The 18,202-nt window shown below is 47.7% G+C and carries 15 protein-coding genes; 5 read left to right on the top strand and 10 right to left on the bottom strand.

What is annotated here, in order from left to right:
* Positions 1–9 precede the first annotated feature (9 nt).
* On the bottom strand, positions 10–1,329 hold the full coding sequence (locus NST38_RS05865) for a glycoside hydrolase family 125 protein (RefSeq protein WP_076251285.1): 1,320 nt from the start codon (positions 1,327–1,329) through the stop codon (positions 10–12).
* Between the two features lie 114 nt (positions 1,330–1,443).
* Between NST38_RS05865 and NST38_RS05860 the strand changes: the two genes are divergently transcribed.
* The gene (locus tag NST38_RS05860; RefSeq protein WP_076251283.1) at positions 1,444–2,502 is read left to right on the top strand and encodes a LacI family DNA-binding transcriptional regulator; all 1,059 of its coding nucleotides are present in this window, start codon (positions 1,444–1,446) and stop codon (positions 2,500–2,502) included.
* Positions 2,503–2,738: 236 nt separating this feature from the next.
* Here NST38_RS05860 and NST38_RS05855 read toward each other — a convergent pair whose 3' ends face one another.
* From NST38_RS05855 to NST38_RS05845, 3 genes are all read right to left on the bottom strand, one after another.
* Positions 2,739–4,352, bottom strand: a complete 1,614-nt coding sequence (locus NST38_RS05855; protein ID WP_076251281.1) for a DUF4179 domain-containing protein — start codon at positions 4,350–4,352, stop codon at positions 2,739–2,741.
* Complete coding sequence (locus tag NST38_RS05850; protein WP_036606450.1) at positions 4,330–4,905, bottom strand: RNA polymerase sigma factor; 576 nt, start codon at positions 4,903–4,905, stop codon at positions 4,330–4,332. Before NST38_RS05850 ends, NST38_RS05855 begins: the two co-directional genes overlap by 23 nt.
* Positions 4,906–5,164: 259 nt before the next feature.
* Positions 5,165–5,680, bottom strand: coding sequence for a mismatch-specific DNA-glycosylase (locus tag NST38_RS05845; protein ID WP_036672422.1), 516 nt, complete (start codon positions 5,678–5,680; stop codon positions 5,165–5,167).
* Between the two features lie 121 nt (positions 5,681–5,801).
* Here NST38_RS05845 and NST38_RS05840 point away from each other — a divergent pair, with 121 nt between their 5' ends.
* The gene (locus NST38_RS05840) at positions 5,802–6,722 is read left to right on the top strand and encodes an AEC family transporter (protein WP_017690279.1); all 921 of its coding nucleotides are present in this window, start codon (positions 5,802–5,804) and stop codon (positions 6,720–6,722) included.
* Between the two features lie 61 nt (positions 6,723–6,783).
* On the opposite strand, the gene NST38_RS05835 is transcribed toward NST38_RS05840, so the two are convergent.
* Positions 6,784–7,035: a hypothetical protein gene (locus NST38_RS05835; RefSeq protein ID WP_076251279.1), complete on the bottom strand. Its 252-nt coding sequence runs from the start codon at positions 7,033–7,035 to the stop codon at positions 6,784–6,786.
* 276 nt (positions 7,036–7,311) lie between these two features.
* Here NST38_RS05835 and NST38_RS05830 point away from each other — a divergent pair, with 276 nt between their 5' ends.
* The gene (locus NST38_RS05830; protein WP_076251277.1) at positions 7,312–7,704 is read left to right on the top strand and encodes a RidA family protein; all 393 of its coding nucleotides are present in this window, start codon (positions 7,312–7,314) and stop codon (positions 7,702–7,704) included.
* A 131-nt stretch (positions 7,705–7,835) separates the two neighbouring features.
* Here the strand turns inward: NST38_RS05830 and NST38_RS05825 are convergent, their stop codons facing one another.
* From NST38_RS05825 to NST38_RS05805, 5 genes are all read right to left on the bottom strand, one after another.
* A complete protein-coding gene (locus NST38_RS05825; RefSeq protein ID WP_036606441.1) occupies positions 7,836–8,465 on the bottom strand; it encodes a copper amine oxidase N-terminal domain-containing protein in 630 nt (209 codons plus the stop codon).
* Positions 8,466–8,560: 95 nt separating this feature from the next.
* On the bottom strand, positions 8,561–11,170 hold the full coding sequence (locus NST38_RS05820) for a polynucleotide kinase-phosphatase (RefSeq protein ID WP_076251700.1): 2,610 nt from the start codon (positions 11,168–11,170) through the stop codon (positions 8,561–8,563).
* A 65-nt stretch (positions 11,171–11,235) separates the two neighbouring features.
* A complete protein-coding gene (locus NST38_RS05815) occupies positions 11,236–12,858 on the bottom strand; it encodes a 3' terminal RNA ribose 2'-O-methyltransferase Hen1 (RefSeq protein ID WP_076251275.1) in 1,623 nt (540 codons plus the stop codon).
* Positions 12,859–13,292: 434 nt separating this feature from the next.
* Positions 13,293–14,093, bottom strand: a complete 801-nt coding sequence (locus NST38_RS05810) for a nucleotidyltransferase domain-containing protein (RefSeq protein ID WP_076251273.1) — start codon at positions 14,091–14,093, stop codon at positions 13,293–13,295.
* A gap of 26 nt (positions 14,094–14,119) precedes the next feature.
* Positions 14,120–15,613: a TROVE domain-containing protein gene (locus NST38_RS05805; protein ID WP_076251271.1), complete on the bottom strand. Its 1,494-nt coding sequence runs from the start codon at positions 15,611–15,613 to the stop codon at positions 14,120–14,122.
* 345 nt (positions 15,614–15,958) lie between these two features.
* Here NST38_RS05805 and NST38_RS05800 point away from each other — a divergent pair, with 345 nt between their 5' ends.
* Both NST38_RS05800 and NST38_RS05795 read left to right on the top strand, forming a co-directional pair.
* Positions 15,959–17,314 (top strand): helix-turn-helix transcriptional regulator, encoded by a 1,356-nt coding sequence (locus NST38_RS05800; protein ID WP_076251269.1) that lies wholly within the window; start codon positions 15,959–15,961, stop codon positions 17,312–17,314.
* Complete coding sequence (locus tag NST38_RS05795; protein ID WP_076251267.1) at positions 17,262–18,146, top strand: WYL domain-containing protein; 885 nt, start codon at positions 17,262–17,264, stop codon at positions 18,144–18,146. Before NST38_RS05800 ends, NST38_RS05795 begins: the two co-directional genes overlap by 53 nt.
* Positions 18,147–18,202 lie beyond the last annotated feature (56 nt).

Below are 18,202 nucleotides of genomic sequence, written 5' to 3'. Positions count from 1 at the left end.
TTCATCATTTTATAGAATTCCTCTTTTCATTGCCTTATACACCAACTGCGAGAACAGGCTGTTGGACCAGGCAAACCATGGTCTGGTGAACGTGTTTGGATCATCGGCGTGGAAACCCTCATGCATATATCCAGTACCTGCATCCGTGTTCTCCAGTAATTCAATCATCGCCAGCATTTCCTCGTCATTGTCTGCGGTCAGACCCTGCATGGATAGCGCCATGTGCCAGATGTATCCTGGAGGGGTGTGGGGGCTACCTATACCTTTGGCTACCTTCCCTTCATAGTAGAACGGGTTTTCTTTGCTCAAAATAAATCGACGAGTGTTTTGATATACCCTGTCTTCAATCGAAGCATACTCCATATACGGTATAGACATCAGTCCAGGTGTGCCCGCATCATCCATTAGACAAAAGTTGCCGTAACCGTCCGTCTCATAAGCATATATCTGTCCATACTCCGGATGACGGTAAGTACCGTACAGGGAAATGCCATGTCGTATTTCTTCTTCCAAACGAGCCATTTGACTCACCAGCTGCTCATCCCGGAACACCCACTTCGCGATCTCCCCCATCTGGCGCAAGGTTACCGCAGCGAACATGTTCGCCGGAATATTATAATGAAAATCACAGGCATCATCACTCGGACGAAATCCGGACCAGATCATCCCCGTATAATTCACCGGCATACCCAATCCTTCATTACGCAGCGTATCATGGGCAGGACAATTGCGCCGCATGAACTGGTAAGGTGATTGCTCTGCGTGATGCTGCTCCGTCTCCCATAGTTGTACGATATTCTCCATCACTTTCTTGAAGCGCTCGTCAAATATATCCGTGAGTTCCGTCTCCCGCCAATATGTATAAGCCAGCTTCATGGAGAAACAGAGGGAATCCAATTCAAACTTCCGTTCCCACACCCAGGGTGACATCTCCGTCTCATCATTGGCATCCCAATGCCATCCATTCGCTGTTTCATTGAACGCATTAGCATAGATATCCATATCAGCATAAAATGTATGCCGTTTGATCAGCCCCCCAATGATACGTTGCAACTTCTCGTCATCCTTCGCAAGCGGAACATAATGCATGACCTGCTCTACGGAATCCCTTAACCACATGGCGGGAATATCCCCTGTAATCACAAAGGTTGTCCCATCATCTAGTAGCTTCGTGGTCGTTTCCAGTGTATTCGGAAAACAATTGCGAAACTGAGCCAGCAATCTCGGTCGATGTTGCAAACGCTCGTCCGCCTCAGTCAGAATATCCTGCACAGCTTGTGGCAATTCCAGTTGTGGCATAGGGATTTTCGGTAATCTGAACTGTTCCATGGATGTCGTCTCCTTTGAATTCTATTGTTATTTTTGTTATGATAAATTATAATAACATTATTATTTGTAAGTGTACTGTGTCAGAAGATGATCGTCAAATGAAGGAGTAATGATATGTCACGCAAAGTATCCATTCAGACGCTGGCTGACCAGCTCGGATTATCCAAATATGCCGTCTCCCGCGCACTCAGTGGCAAGACGGGTGTCAGTGAAGCAACACGCGCACGAGTTCTGGAACTTGCTCGTGCTTTAGGATATCGCCAAAGTACTCCAGGTGCTAACAATATTCCTGCCGCAAACCATGCAGATCCGTCCGATCCACCTTTTGCTCTCATATGCATGAATCAGCTCAACCGCGGTGAACCCCACTACTGGCAACGTGTTCTGTCTGGCATGATCTCCGCCTGTAATGAGCGTGGTTGGCATCATGCCATTGTATCTCCCTCACTCGGAGTGACGGACGAGAACACCTCTCCCGAAAAAGCCATTGCTCCTCACTTGGACTGGGAACGTTGTGCCGGGATTATTGTCATGGGGGCTTTCCCTCATACGGTTCTGCAAAGACTCTCTCAGACAGGCCGTCCTATTATTCTGGTAGATCATCAGGAGCCCCTGCTGAATTGTGATACGATCAGCCATGATAATCTGGAAGCTGGCATCACCGTGGCTAGATATCTAATGTCTATGAATTGCCGACGGATCGGCCTCATCACAGATGATGGTCGTGCTGCGAGTTTCGCCCAGCGGAAAATCGGGATTGAGTTGGCTCTGAACCATTTCCATGTGGACACCAGTCATACGACCAGCTTTAGAGAATGGAATATTCCGTATGAGAACGGGGAATGGGTTAACCAATTGGCTACCGCCATTCAAAACATGCCAGATGACAAACGTCCCGATGCCTGGATTGGTGTTAATGATGATATCGCTTTGCAATGGATGCATAAATTACAGGAGATGGGCATCTCCACGCCTAAAGATTGCCTTGTCATCGGTATCGACAATGTACATTCTGCCGTTACGTCCTCCCCACCACTGACCACGGTTAACCTATGCAAAGAGGAGCTTGGACAACGTGCGGTGGAAGCTTTACAGCGCCGGATCGAACGACCGGGGACGCCGAAAGAGACGGTTATGTTATCGACTACGTTGATTCCAAGGGAATCGGCATAATTTGGAAAAGGTAACCACTCTTTTCTGAAGATGAATTCGTTAGGTACTTGCTGTCCCGTGAGTCTGGTACATATGAAAGAGGCCCCGCATACCATTATGCAGGGCCTCTTTCGTATATTAGGCTTATATCCTTATATTCCTGTACATTCACACTTAAATCTACTGATTCATCCACCCATCCTTATATCATCCATTCGAAGCTTCATTTACTTCATGTCTAAGAATTGTACTACTGGTTATTTCAGCCAAGGCAGGCTACTGTACGACGGAAGATCCACTTCCCAATTCACATCGCGATACTCTCTATTGACTACGGTTCTTTTCAAAGTGAATTTTGTACCCTTTTCTTCGTTAAACCCCCGAATTTTTAATTGCAGATCATCTTCAACGTATTCACCGTTATTATTAGGTTGATCCGGATAACCGTTCACTTCAACAGGATACTCTTTTCCATCCGAATCTACTGCAACCCAGCGATCACCCATGAAAGCATTTCGGAACGTCCCACTCCCCTTCAGAACTAGTGAATACCCTTCCTTTACATCAATCTTCGGAGGATCATACGATTCCATCAGTGGCTCGTACTCAAAATCATAGAATAATATTTTATCTCCAAGCTGTTCAAATTGTGCAAAAGTATAAAAATTCGTGTCCTTACGCCTCTTATTCAGATCAACTTCCACTGATTTCTCTTCTTTCACCGGCAGGGTGTAACCATCCAGAACAAAGCGAATGTTCTTCGCATCTACCGTTACCAACGCAGGGTCCCATGTCTCTGACAACTTCAACGGCCCACCGTTCCTCAAGTCACTCTGATCTTGGAGCTGGAACTTGGCTTGACGGGCATCTGGTCTTATTCCATTGAAAATTCGATATTCATTTGTTTCAGGAATCTCAAGATGGTAGATGATACTCATATAGCTCGCCCAATTCTCATCAACTTTGGCACGAAGTTCATCATCCAGACTCACATTCAGGTCAAGCCGGGTTCCGTTTGGCGTGCGTACAAGCTGTGTCATATCAAGCTTTAGTCCTTCTGGCGTCGTATATGTGTTATCCATAGAATTTTCAACAGCCAATGATTTGGCTTTGGTCATATCAACGCTGAATTCAAAACTCCAATCCACTGTAACGTCTCTTTCCTCATATGACTCTGTCACAAAATTATAGAACAACCCTACTTTTAAATGTCCTAATTCTCCACGCACGAGCACCTGATCAGGGATATCTTTGTGAAACTGAAATACAAATTTGTCAAGAGAGCCACTGCTTATTCTGGTATCCCTTGCAAGGGTCGCAACCTCTCTTCCTGTTTCATCAGTGACATGAATTCTTCCCATTTCAGGATATAAAATTGACATTCCGGTTCCATCAGGTGCTGTTTGTTGCAGCCTCATTACAATCTGAGAACGATCCACCAGCACATCTTCAATCTTGAGCTTGTATCCTTGATCTTCAATAAGTAAATTCGGATTCACCACTAGTCCATGGGGTTTAAGACGTTTGTAATCATCAGCCAAACTGGAATAGCGTAGCGCTTCCGGCACGGAAATATTAGGCAGTGGAACAAGATCTACAGCGCTCACTACCGGCTGCTCCGGTGCACCTGTCCGATCCCAAGCCAGCCATGCACCTCCTCCAAACAGGAGCACAGCCGCAGCCACAATCCCCGTACGGTATATCCATCTTGTCTTGGGTACCTTTCTCGACCATGGACTTTCAGCTTCGTCACGCTCCATGGACACGCCATCCAGCTTCTGCATGACCTTAAGCGTGAAATCCGCATCCGGCTCCTCACGATACAAGTGCTCCTCCCACAACCGATCCTCATCCTTTGAAATAGGCTTCATACGTAGCTAAACCTCCTTTGCGTTCCATTTGCTTCCTCAGCGTTTTTTTCCCGCGATAAAGGGCGTTTCGTACTTTGGTTGAACTCATGCCTGTAATGTCTGCAATCTCTTCATAGCTCAACTCGTTTGTGTACTTCAGTAATAACACCAGACGATACGATTCAGGTAATTGTTCGAGCTGGCGGTATATTTCACGCTGCATCTCCTTATGTAGCACACGTTTTTCCGGTGTTTCATTACTGACAGGTTCGATCCCTTGATCGACCGGAGACATGACGGGTTTCTTTTCCCGTATAAAATCCCGCATCCGATTCACCGCAATGGTGTATACCCACGACGAGAAACTGCTTCCCTCCCGCCGCGACGGGAGATAACGATAGATACGAATAAACGTATCCTGAGCGAGATCCTGTGCATCCGGATGACTCGCGCCCATTCCGCGCATAATGCCGTAGACTTTATTTTTATATCGATCCACTAGCACGGAGAACAACTGCTTATCCCCTGCAACAATACGCTGAATAAGCTCCTCCTCCGGTATCTGTTGATTCATGTAATCCCCCTTCTCCACAGCTTCCATGCATGGTTCTGTACTATATAGACGGAAGCCGTTCCCGAAACCTCTCACTTTATCCAAAAAAAAGAATTCGCCCTTATCGCCAAAGCCGACTGGGTGAACTCTGCGTACCAACATTCTGTAATTGCCGCTGCACATTCTCTACAGGTTTGGTGGTGAACTTTATGGCAACCCGAATCACACATTCCGTGGTAGCCTCTTCCTGCTATCTTACCTTTCCTGCCTTACTTGCCTCTTAATCTTCCCTGTTCTTCTCCGCAACAAAATCAGCAAGCTGGGAATAGATCGCCACAATCTCATCCATCGACATGCGCACGAGTCCACTGGACGACGGAGCGACGAACTCCTGAATTTCCTTGACGACCGGGTCGTCCTGGAATCCCCATTGCACTTTGGTACGCTTGCTGTACTGGGTGTACACTCCTTTTCCGACAAAACAGGCGATGTCCGGTCGGTATTCCTCCAGCTTTTGCCGTAAAATCTGTCGTCCTTCTGCGTACTCTTCCTTCGTAATATCCTCCATACCTCTGGTGGGACGGGCCACAATATTCGTGAATCCATATCCCAGCTTCAGCAACTCTCCATCCTCCTGTGCATCGTATAAACGCGGGGTTAACCCCGACCGTTCAAGGATGCGCCAGAACCGGTTTCCTTTGTAAGCATAATGATGACCTGTCTCTCCAGAAGTAATGCTCGGATTGAAACCAATAAACAATATCGATAAACCAACATCCAGATGATCTGGAATCATGATGCAACCCCTCCTGATCTTTTTTAGCCTATTCCCACATTCGGTTGTGTATAAAATGATATAATGAGCAAAGCATTTTCGAAATCGGATTGAAATTTTCATGAAAAAGGAAGCTGAACTAATGATTGCAGACATCATGCTTGAAGTCGTCCTGCCCGTCTTTCTCCTGATCGCCGTGGGGTCATGGATGCAAAAGGTGTTCAAGCTGGACTTGTACACACTCGCCAAAATCAATTTCTATTGTATTACCCCCGCAGCCGTCTTTATGAGCATGTACCACTCGGATATGTCGGGCGAACTGCTTGGGACCGTGACACTCTTTTACGCGATATATGTATTGATTCTCTATATTGTAGGTTCTGTATTTGCGCGCTCGCTTCGGATGAATAAAGGCATGAAGGCTGCTTTCAACAACAGTATTATGCTGGATAACGCAGGCAACTATGGACTGCCCATCAATGCACTGGTATTCCGCGGCGATCCACTCGCCTCTTCCATTCAGGCACTGGTCATGTCTTTGCAGGCATTACTGACATTTACCTATGGCGTGTTGTCCATTCAGGGCGCGAAGCTCAAAGGTAATTACCGTGCTGTGATTATTGGATTTCTTAAAATGCCTGTTCCATATGCGCTCTTGCTGGGGATTCTGTTACACATGTGGAAGGTTCCCTTGCCTACGTTCCTGTCCATGCCACTGACCTATGCGCAGCAAAGTATGGTTGCCGTGGCGCTTCTGACACTCGGGGCACAGATTGTAAAATATCCAATTCAACTGTATCGCCTTGATGTGTATATTAGCACATTTTTGCGTCTTCTGATTGGCCCGGCTATCGGGATTTCAATTGTGCTACTGCTTGGGTTGGAAGGTATCGCTGCACAGGCACTTATTATCGCTTCCGGTATGCCGACGGGTGTCAATGCATCCATTCTCGCAGAAGAATACGATAACGAACCAGATTTTGCAGCCCAGACGGTGCTAATCTCAACGTTGCTTAACATCATCACGATAACAGCACTGATTTCTTATGCCAAAACGTTCTGAAACGAAAAATAAGTCCATGACCCATGAGCAGGGTTGTGGACTTATTTTTGCGGTGCTAAGACTATGATTCAAACGTCGTTCGTTCCGGGAACTTGCCGCCTTCCCTGAATAAACATCGTACCAGTCGCTGCGCGGCTCGGTTAAAGAAAAAACTCGGGCTTACCCCATCCACCTGGACAGGTTCCAGTTCCTTCACACTTTCCTTAATCTTATTCATCTCAATGAGCCCCATCTTTCGCTCATTCGGTCCGAAGCGATAAATAACCTTCTCATCGTCCTCCGTCTGTTTCACCAGCAGAATCACAGATGCCATACAGGTTACCCCCTATCGTTACGTTATGAGATTCCATTAATCACTTGCCTATTATAATTATTACCCAGATTCTAGTGGAAGGATATAGGACTTAAGTTAGTTATACCTAAATTAAATATCCTGATATAAAGATTCTCTGAAATGAGTCGTTAGGCTCACAAACACCGTGTTTACACTATCCCAATGGATAGTCACTGTCATGAAAGTGCGTACTGCCCAAGTCGTTTTTCTCCGTTTATACTAACCATATCTTGAATTTTCAAAGGAGAGAAACTTATGACTACAGCTCAAATATATAGCCACGGGGTCCCGTGGGAAGAGGCATTCAGCGTTGCTCAGGGATACAGCATTAACGGTACGATCTACATTGCAGGTCAATTTTCGCATGATATGCAGGGGACGTTTATTGGTGTCGATGATATTGAAGCACAGGTCCGCCAGACATTGGATAACTTGGATCGCGTGCTCGCAGGATTTAACGTGACCAAGTCGAACATTGCTGAACTGGAGATTTTTTTGGTTCACCCGCAGGAGCATCTTGAGCCATGTGTTGCTGTGTATAAAGAGTACATTGGTACTCATCGTCCGGCTGTTACGATGGTTGGGACATCTTGTCTGGCCTTCCCTCATCAACTGATTGAGATTCGCGCCGTTGCTCATACCGACTGATCCGGGTCATGTCAAAAGTTGCAGCGCCAAGTAAAATGGCCTGATGAGGTTTCGCTTTAACGAAGTTCATATACAAAAAAAAGCAGGTCGGATAAACTCCGAACCTGCTTCTTTATGAATTCTTATTCTTATTATTTGACTTTCACCGTCAGCGTATTACCAGAAGAAGTGAGGGATGCCCCAAGCCCTTCTACCAAAACTCTGAGGGGAATGTACGTCGTTCCCTTAATTTCTTTGGGTGCTGCCTGTAGGGTGACTTCTTTCCCGTTAACCTTCACCTTTTTACTGCCCAAGGTAAAGATTAGCTTGTACTTGTCTTTGGTAACGGTAATGGTCTGAGTCTTACTGTCCCAAGACGTTTTGGCTTTCATTGCTTTGGCCATCTCACGCAGAGGTACGAGATTCGTGTTATTCATTATAATTGGAGACTCGGTGAAAATAACCTTGGAACCATTCACCTTCACCTGAATAGCAGACTTGATATATTCTGGTTTAGGAGTGGCTTTCTTTTGGGTTGCCGTTGAAGACTTATTACTTTTCTTGGTACTTCCTGAACTGGATGAACTTGAAGAGGAAGATTTGGAACTCGAAGAAGAACCTCCGTTGTGATAATGATATTCCCCTTGTTTCAGCCCCCATTTTGCACAGTTGGTTCGACAGGTATGTCCCCCATTTGCATCTGTTCTTCCCGGATGGGCAGATGCAACAGTAGCAAAAATCATAAAAATGGCAAGCAAACTGCTTATTAATTTGATACGCATACGGATAACCTCCAGCAATTAGTTTGGCCAGAGTATCACACCATAATTACCCATACAATATAGGTTAATAACAAAATTTATTTTCACATAACAGTTTACAAACGCGGGTCTACTCGCTCTGACTCCAGCGAAAGCGTCGCCAGCACGCATTCATGAATTCGTTCCACTGGCTCTCTGCGTATAAAGCGCTCAATACCCTCCATGCCCAAAGCACTCTCCATTAAGGCGTGACGTTCTTTTTTGGATGTTTTGCGTTTACGAAGTCGGGACAAATTCTCGGGTGCCAGGTAATCCATCCCATAGATGATGTGCAAATATGCACGTCCTCGTACTTTAATCGCAGGTTGAATCATTTTGTTGTTATTCCAGGCGCGGAACGTTTCAGGTTTGATGACAATGCCTTCATGTCCTTCCGCTGTAATCTCATCCCACCAACGAATGACATCCGCGTCATCTGCCTCACTTGCGATCACGCGATATTCCGTCTCCATCACCAAGGTCGACATACGGGCGAACTCACGGTTTTGTTCCATATGCCATTCATGTGTTTGCTCCCAAAATGCTCCCGTGCTATGTGCAAGTGTATGGAACGGCGCAATCCGAATGTCCCCGATATCATCCACATCCCAGCAGTATTTCTGGAATACATCGCGGAACGTTTCGGCATTAGTGAGTTTACCTACTGTTTCCTGCAACCACTCCTCTACGTTACGACCTGCTGCTTGAGCTTCGCGCAGTTTGTCCAGCACCGTAGAGCGATCCATCATGGAAGCTTCAGCCACATGTGCATATTGTGAAGCAATCAGCTCACGCGCCTTCAGATTCCAAGGTACAATCTCCGCATCGAGCAATACAAACTCCGTCTGATGACGCTCAAAATAACCGTCTACGGTCAAGTCCGCATGTAATCTGGAAAGCACATCTTGCTCTGTCGAAGGGTCAAAAAAGGATCGGCCCGTCCGGGTCACAATGTTCCCCAGCATCGGTCGGCCCACTCGCTGCACCGCAGCTTGCTCATCGCGGAAAAGAAGTAAAATGGCCCGGCTGCCCATGTGTTTTTTCTCGGCAACCATACGGGTAACGCCCTGTGAGCGATAATATTGGAACGCATCCTGTGGATGCTCCAGATATCCCTCTACAGAACAGACACCCGGCGGCGGACTCATCGTAGGCGGGATGTAGAGCAGTTCTTCCAGCGGCACAGTATAATGGGAAAATGTATCAATCGCCGTCTTCGCCACCTCACCGTGCACAGACACATCAAGTTTGGATGCTGTCTGAACCGTGAAACCCTCCTTGAACTTACGTATGTTGGGCGGAGCAAAACGCCGCTGTTCCCAGCGCTTTAATGGACTATCCGGATCCCTCGCATAATCCTGCTTCGCCGGAACACTGACTGCCTCACGTTCTGGCATTCGCCAAGCAGTGAGCATGCCACCAAAAACGACACCTTGATCAATGTTGACCGTATCATTCACAATCGTAGGATATGGACGGGGATCATGTCCCCAGACGATGCATTCACCCGAATTGTGATCCACGTACCAATCCTTGCGCACAGGCCGACCCTGCTCATCCGTACCCTCCACATCGCCATATCGGCAGTAATCCTGAATGCGTTTGGACTGTTTTCCGATAAAATGATCTCGAATTCCCGCGTGTGCTACAACCACTTGTCTTACCCCATTCCGGGAAAAGACCAGATGAGATGGTGCATCAAGCAGAAATGCCCTAAGCTCTGCACGTACTCGCTTTGCTGTCTCTTGGCCTTGCTCCCGCTCAAACTGTAGCAATTCCATCTCCACCCGTTCGTCACCATGACTCAACGTAACGTCACGACCATCCAGATAACGCGCGATCTTCCAGCCGTGATTACTGTCAATCATGTAGGCGAGCTCGGCGGCACAATGACGTTGCCAGAACAACAGACATTTTAAAGATTCTGGCCCACGGCTCGTTACGTCACCAACGGAGACCAATTTGCGTCCTTCAGGGTGACGGTACAGGCCACTCCCATCCTCGTCCACATACCCGAGACGCACGATTAATTCCATCATTTCATCGTAACAACCATGAATATCTCCGATGATATCAATACCTGCACCCATGTCGGTCACCAGCGGATTGGATGTGCGGACAAACGTAATCTCATCCGGCTGCTTCAGCACATAACTGGCATCGAAGCCATCCTCACGGATCGAGCGCAATGTGCGCTTGAACTGCTGCACCTGTTGTTTCACCCGTTGACGTCCACGCGGATACTCCCGCTGGGCATCACGTTCCAGCAGCTCTTTTTCAGGGATATCCAGCACCACAGCAATCACAGGCACATGAGCCTTTCTTGCCACCTGAATCAGGCGCTCGCGATCCTCGGGATAAAGATGTGTCGCATCCACCCAGGTCAACTTGTTCAGACGGCAGCGGGTTGCCAGCATCGCCTCCATCGCTTCAAATGCTTTGGCCGATACTTGCTGATACTCCGCATAGATCACATCCGCTTCGCTGCGGGGTCGATTTTTCCAATCCACATACTCATCATCTCCAACCAGCATGCGGAATTGATCTGACGAGACGGCTTCTGTGCGGCGAATGACGCTTTCTGCAACGAGACGATCCAACATCGTACTTTTGCCACTGTTGGACGGGCCAACAAGAACGACGATACCTGCATAGGGCAGACGGATCTCCCGCTGTCTTTCCTTCATCTCATTTTTCCGATCCTGCTGTCCTCTGCCCACACTAGCTGTTTCGCTAGAACCCGTTTTTCCACTCATGATAGACTCTCCTTTCTCCGTTCAAAAATGACCAGTTGGGTAGGATGTCCATAGCCCTCTACATGCTCACCGATACCCTTAATTTCATAGCCATAGTTCCCGTGCTGCGTCCATTCCTCACACCGGGAAGCCAGCTCCGCACGAGTCCACTCAAAGCGATGATCATGGTGGCGGAAGCTTTCCTGCTCCATTGCATACACTTCGTTATATTCCTTGTTTGGCGTAGTGACCAGCAGCACTTCTGGCTGATATTCGTTCATGATTGTATCCATAATTCCGTTCAGACGATATTCCTCGATATGCTCAATCACTTCGCACAGAATCATAACGTCCTGGTTTTGCATCTGCTCGTCAAAATAAAACAGTGAACCGATGATTGGCTCCGGCATAGCCACCACTCCAGAACGACCCTCCAGCTTCGCGAAGCGCTCCATAGCCCGGAGCCGCGACTGCCCTGAAGGTTCAACGGCCAGAATGGCCTCCACATCGGGAATGTATGCCAAACGAGCAGACAGCTTGCCTTCACCCGCTCCCATATCAACAATAAGCCGTTTGACTGGCAACGCTTCAACCACATCTGTAATCGCACGATAACGCAACTCGTTTAACCGCACAGGAGGTTCAGATTGTTCATATTGCCCGCCATCTCCTCCAGCTGTACCTGTACCTGTATCTACATCAGCAATCTTTGCATTACCATCTTCTATCTCTGTATCTACATCTGCATCCGTACATTCACCTGGACCTCTAGAATCTGCATTCAGTTGCTTCTCATCGCTATCGGACTCGGACCCCAGGTGCTCTTGTTCTCCTTCTTCCTGATGCCCTGCTTTATTCTCCTGAATAACCGTATCCAAGACTTGAGATATTCCTCTCTCCTGTCCAAAGGACACAGTCAAAGTACCCTCTTGACGCTCATACTGCCGAATCAGTTCGGCAAAACGCAACGTACGCTTCACAATGAGTTCTTTCAGTGGGTGAGCATCCAGCCACCCTTCACCATACCGTTTGATTTTATCGATCTCATCTTCACTGATGAAATAATGTTTGTAATTATCCAGCACTGGAATCAGTAGAAAAAGCTGACGCAGTGCATGTTGTACCGTATTACGTCCACGCAGGATGATATGGCGAACCGTGCTTTTATTTTTCAGATCAAATGAATACGATAGTTCTCCACGCTCCACCGAAACGGCGTATCCTAATGGCGAGAATAATTCCTCCACAACCTTATCGGGCAGATCGGAAGCCACTGGGCCAAATTTCAGTTCCAGTTCAAAGGCATGATTCACCCACTGCACATAGTCTTCCTTCGGCTTACCATTCAAGGCCGTCCCGAGCGCCGCACGTATGTAGGAGCAGAACAGACTGCTGGTCACGAACTCACGATCGTTAATATATTGCGTTATGTCATATCCATCAGGTGTACCTCTGACCAGATCCACAGGATCAGGCTCGGCATGAATCAGTACTTCTGTTTCGTTCTCTGTAGCCGCAGTGTACACCATTCTAACACGCACACCTTTGTCTACGCGGTCATATATATTCAACGGATTCTTCGCTAACAAATGGGATACAACCCCCGCGTCAGCGCCGCTTGCTTTCAAGATCAGATGCATCAATTCTCCTCCTTATATATAAAAAATGTCGTCACGCACTAGTGCGTTTCTTGCAAACCTGCTGAAAGCCCAAGCGTTCTTAAACGTCCCGGAGCCAGAGCAGCACAAGTACATGATGGAGCGCTAACGAATCGCTGGCGCCTTATTTCATGATGAGAAGCACCCTCGGAAACCTAACAAACCCCAGTCACGCTATATGGAGATAAACCGCCTTTTTCTATCCTTTTATCCGACTTTTTCGGAAAATAACGTGTCCCATGTTCCTTACATTTTAAGAAATCACCCTTGAGGCAACATAAGACGTCCTGTGTTCCTTAGAACATACTCTCCCTAGCAATTGCAATTCGTCACAATCAGCCAGCCGACCTGGACTATAAAACGTTCGGACGCGGACATTCATCATCGAATCGCTTGCCTGGGTGAGAAGAAACGTCCTAATTGTTCCCCCACACCTCTTGTAATGCCAAACGGAAAATCCGGTCCAAATCTTCAAATTCAATAATTTGCTCATTCTCCATCTGGCCAGCCAGTCGTTCAAAATGCTCGATCTTCTCCGCCAAAAAAGCCTGTATTGCGGGCAGCTGCGGCTCCAGATCCAGTTCCTCGCCCGCCTTTTTCCGGCGTAGTAACTCATGAATCTCCGTATATAGCGGTGTAGTCGCAGGTACAAGTTCTTGAATCAGCTCTTCAAATGCCATCGGTGGCATCGCAGCATGACGTTCGATCCAGCCACAAGCTAGTAATGGTCGAAGAACATAGAAGTACTTTTTAATCCTCACTTGCTCACCTTGTAAATAATCTCGAAAATTACCCTTTGCCATATTGAGATAATGATACATACAGGACTTGGGCGAGAAGGTCAAAGGCGACAGTGCACGGATATGCTGTGCCACGTTATACTGTTCATCATACTGAATCGGGGATTGCAACCATTCCAGCAGTGGTGGATTTGATTTGCGAAACAGCTTCAACGCCTTGCGCAGATCCCACCCATTGATATCGAGCTGGTCACTAATTGGGCGTTCGATCACATCCCTTTTATCCTCAATCGACAAGTACCACTCCAGCGGTCTTACATACAGAAAACGCACATCATAATCACTGTCCTGGGAAGGAAACCCCCACGCCCGACTGCCCGATTCACAGGCATAGATGATCTGTACCTGCTCCTCCTGTTCAATCTGTTTGAGCTGTTGTTTGATCGTATCTTTCATTTCTTCATCAACATAGGTCATCGTCAGTTGCCTCCAAATTCCCCAATTTAAATCTCTATCTCTCTCACTCGGTTCGCGAGTGTATCATATCCTGCTACAGTCTCAGCAATATACGTCAATACCGTTTCACTCCAACCGTAGATGTAAAAGGTTTTGCCATCCCGTGGCGGTACCATGGCCTGCCGATAAGGTGCTATATCCACAATAAATGCCTTCAACTCCGGATTCATCATCCGCCGATATCGCTCAAGCTCAGCATATAACGGGCTGCCTTCATTCTGCTGTTCATCGGTGATCATAATGATCTGATCCACTTTTTCTCCGATATCCCGAAGTTCCCGCACCGGTCGACCGGTGTCTGTTCCACCTTGTGCGCGAATAAGGTGAGCTTGGGAAAGGATGCTCTCATCCATCTTGGGACGAGCATCCTCAACCATATGGTCGAATAACCAGAACAGTGCGTTACCTCTTGTTTGTTTATAAAGCGCCAGTGCCAGCACCGAACCAATCCGTAAATAATCCCCTTGCATGGAACCGGAGCGATCCAGGAAAATAGCCGTTCTTCCCGGCAGCGTTGGTAGGTTGCCAATGGATATCTCTACCGCTTGTCGCAAAGCATCCCGCAGCTCTTCCCTCGCAATCATTTCATATGCACTGGCGAATCGGAATGGTAAGATGCGCGACTTACGCAGGGCTTCTGCATCCGTTAGACGACCTGTTACGTAATCGATATTTTTCGATTTTTCAAAAACTCCCGCACGATCCATTGCATTCAGATGGCGCAGCAACGCAAAAGTAGGCATCTGTGACATTAACGCCTCCCACACCGTACGTGTCGGTTGCATGATCGAGGTGACCACCGAATACGGCAGTTTACCTTTCTCGATCAGATGCATCCGGCTTGCCGGGTTTGGAGTAGCTTTCAGCTTTTCAAGCGCCTGCAACTGCGGTAGTTCCGTAAGATCCACCTCATGCCCGCGCAAATAACGGAATAAGGCTTGCTGCTTCAGATCTATCGGCTTGGGATGTGCTGTAGCGATCATATCGCCCAGACTGTATCCACGCCCACGCCCGTTGTATTTGATCGCCCAATATTCAGTAATGCCGTTCAAAAATTGACTTACCTGACGTTTCACCGCTCGGCCGCCCTGCCCCCGACCCAATCCTCTCAGAATGGTCAGAAAATCGGCCAAATCAGCCGGTGTCTGTACCACCTTGGAGAATATCTTCGCAAACTGATCCGGGTCCACTTTGGACAGCAGTGCCAGCCCGTATAGAGGCTGTAACCGCATCAAACCTTCATTACGAGCATAGACCAGCGCCCGCGCCATAAACCCTGCATCGACCTCAGCCATCTCCTGATGACTGACCATCGCATCGTCCATCAGTTGCTGGGTATCTGCATAAAAAGTATTGTTCAATGTATTGGTCATCAACATCTGTATATATTGTTCCTCCACCAATCGCTCATAGGCTCCGTAGCCCCCATGATTACGTGTCGTTGGTTGAGGTTGATTAAATAATTGTTTTGCTCTGCTCATCACTCATGACCTCCCGGTGTGAGTCTATTTGCTGTTCTTTCATAATAAAATGTTCCGAGGAAAAAGGTGGGAAGGTATAATACCCGCTCTACCGCTGAGCTACACCGCCATGTACGGCGGCGATTGGATTCGAACCAATGACCTGGTCGATTAACAGTCGAAGTAACCCTCCCTGGCGCCTCGGAACCTTGATCCACAGCGCTTGTTGCTGCCCCGCTTCACAACCTCATTATGCCTCACACATCTACACGCGAACATGGTAAAAGTATGACGACCTTCATAAGTTTAAAATGAAACCTTCCGCTCATCCTGCTACAATGAAGGGATAACGAGGAGTGAATGTTCATGGCAAGAGAGAGTTTTGACAAAGAAATTCAGTTCTTACGCATGTTATCCCTAACAAGCGGTGCATATAACCGCAAACAATATGCCGAGCGGCTTGGCATATCCGTACATACCTTTGATAAAACCAATCGCAGATTAAAAGAAATCATGCAGACCGTCGCCGACCAACGCTCAAGTGCCGAAGCAGGCCGGGAAATGGCAGATCTCGTCCGCTTCCAATACGGGGAGTCGGCAGAGCCAATGCTGCTCTTTCTCTTCCGCGCCAAGTCGATGAAAGAGACTGAAGTTCAGCGTCTTTCTGTTCTTTTACATACCTTACAACATAAAGCCTTAACCGCAATGGAACTGCTGGACGCCTGCTGTGCTGATCTGCCGGAGGATCTGGCGTTACCTGACGAGAAAACCATTCGCTCCGACCTGAAGTATTTGGAAGAGGTTGGGGTTATTCGAAAAGAGCCCGGTGGCAGACCGTATCGATATGCTTTACAACAGGACGTCCTTACCGAATTAACAGTGGTGGAACAGCTGGAGTTGTATGATTTTGTGGATATGATGGCGAACACCCAAGTTCCTTCCGTACAGGGGTACTTATTGCGGGACAGTTTAAAAAAAGCCATTACGGCAAGTTTCCCGCAAGAAGAAGCTACCGAACCCTATATCTACAAGTATCACTATTATTCTCGTATCCTGGATGAAGCGCATCTCTACACACTGCTTGGTGCGATTCGTCAGCGCAAGCGTGTGCAGTTCATATACTATTCACCGAAAAAACCATCCAGCTACAGTTCACAGAATACGAATCCACGTTTTGAACGGGAAGCAGATGGTCGATCCAACCGGATCGTGCCCCTTGAAGTGATCTATGACCATCAGTATGGTCGTTGGTATGTCATTGGATATCAGGGCCGCCGTGGCTTTGTGAAATTCCGCATGGAAGGTATAACCCAACTGGAGGAAGAGGAGTCAGTCGAAGAGGAATACATGCTCGAGTTGAAGCAGCAGTGGACCGACATTAGTCGCTACAGTTGGCTCGTGGATACGGGGAATACTGTGACGGTTCAAGCACGCTTTTTCCACCCGGAGCGTGGTCAGCGCAACTTCATTCTGGATCGGGTTCGTCTGCAAGGTCAATGGGGCAAAATTATACCCGAAACGGATCATACCTTTCTCTATGAAATTCAGGTCAACGGTACCACCGAGATCAAACCGTGGTTACGGAGTTTTGGCTCCAGCTGTGAAATAATCGCACCTCAGAGACTACGCCAGGAGATGATCAAGGAATGGAAGGAGATTGCGGAATATTATGAACCTGTTCGAGAAGATGTTCAATTACCAGATGATGACACGACTGAATGAAACCGGACTGTTCACCTGGACCTCACAGGAACGGGCCTGGCTTCGCATGATGCTGAATCACCCTGCTGCGAGAGAAGCGCTAAGCGCTGTAACGTTGGATAAAATGTACAACATGCTGAATGGTGAGCAGGACCTGCACCTTCAAGATTACCTGACTGAAAAAGCCAAAAGCGAAGAAAACAGTGTCTCTCACCCACTACTTCGACAGTTACGGCTAATCATTCTGCATCATCAGGGATTTCGAATGACAGGCCGCGTCCGCAATGGACGCACAAGCCAGGATGAATTCGGCTTCCCGTATAAACTGGAGTATTCCATGGTAAAAAAAGAATGGTACGTGCTCTGGTACGCGCCTCGCTTCGACAAACTCATGTCCACCAAACTGCACAGCATCGTTACCGTGGAAGCCCAGCAGGTTGAACCGGATACCGCTTCGAGTTACACTGCTCGAATTGCCGCAATTACGGAGAAGCGCAAAACGACCATCACCATCGAGGTTCTGCCTGAGTTCAATCAGGAGTTATCCCGCATCCTCTATGCCTTCTCCTGCTTCGAGAAACAGGTCGAGTACCTGGAAGCCGAGCAGACGTATCGAATCGAGCTGACCGTTCCGCGGAATGAGATGGATTATGTCTTATCCAAGATGCGTTTTCTAGGCAAACGGGTTCGAATCGCTGACCACACAGTGCTGCGGGAGCGAATGTCCGAGACAGCTGCCAAGGCATTGGCCCGTTATGCAGAGACAGATTCTGTTATGCATCCCAAACACTCCAATGAAGTTCAGCACCCCCAACGCGAGGAAGGCTCTCTTGCGAAAGCCGATGGTCAATGATTTTGTAAGAGTGGGTTAACCATAACTATTGCTCAAAAGCCAAATCCATATCCATA

This window comes from Paenibacillus sp. FSL H8-0104, assembly GCF_038050215.1.
GTDB classification, from domain to species: Bacteria; Bacillota; Bacilli; order Paenibacillales; family Paenibacillaceae; genus Paenibacillus; species Paenibacillus amylolyticus.
Note: the sequence above shows the minus strand (reverse complement) of the source record. Positions and strands in the feature narration are given on the sequence as shown.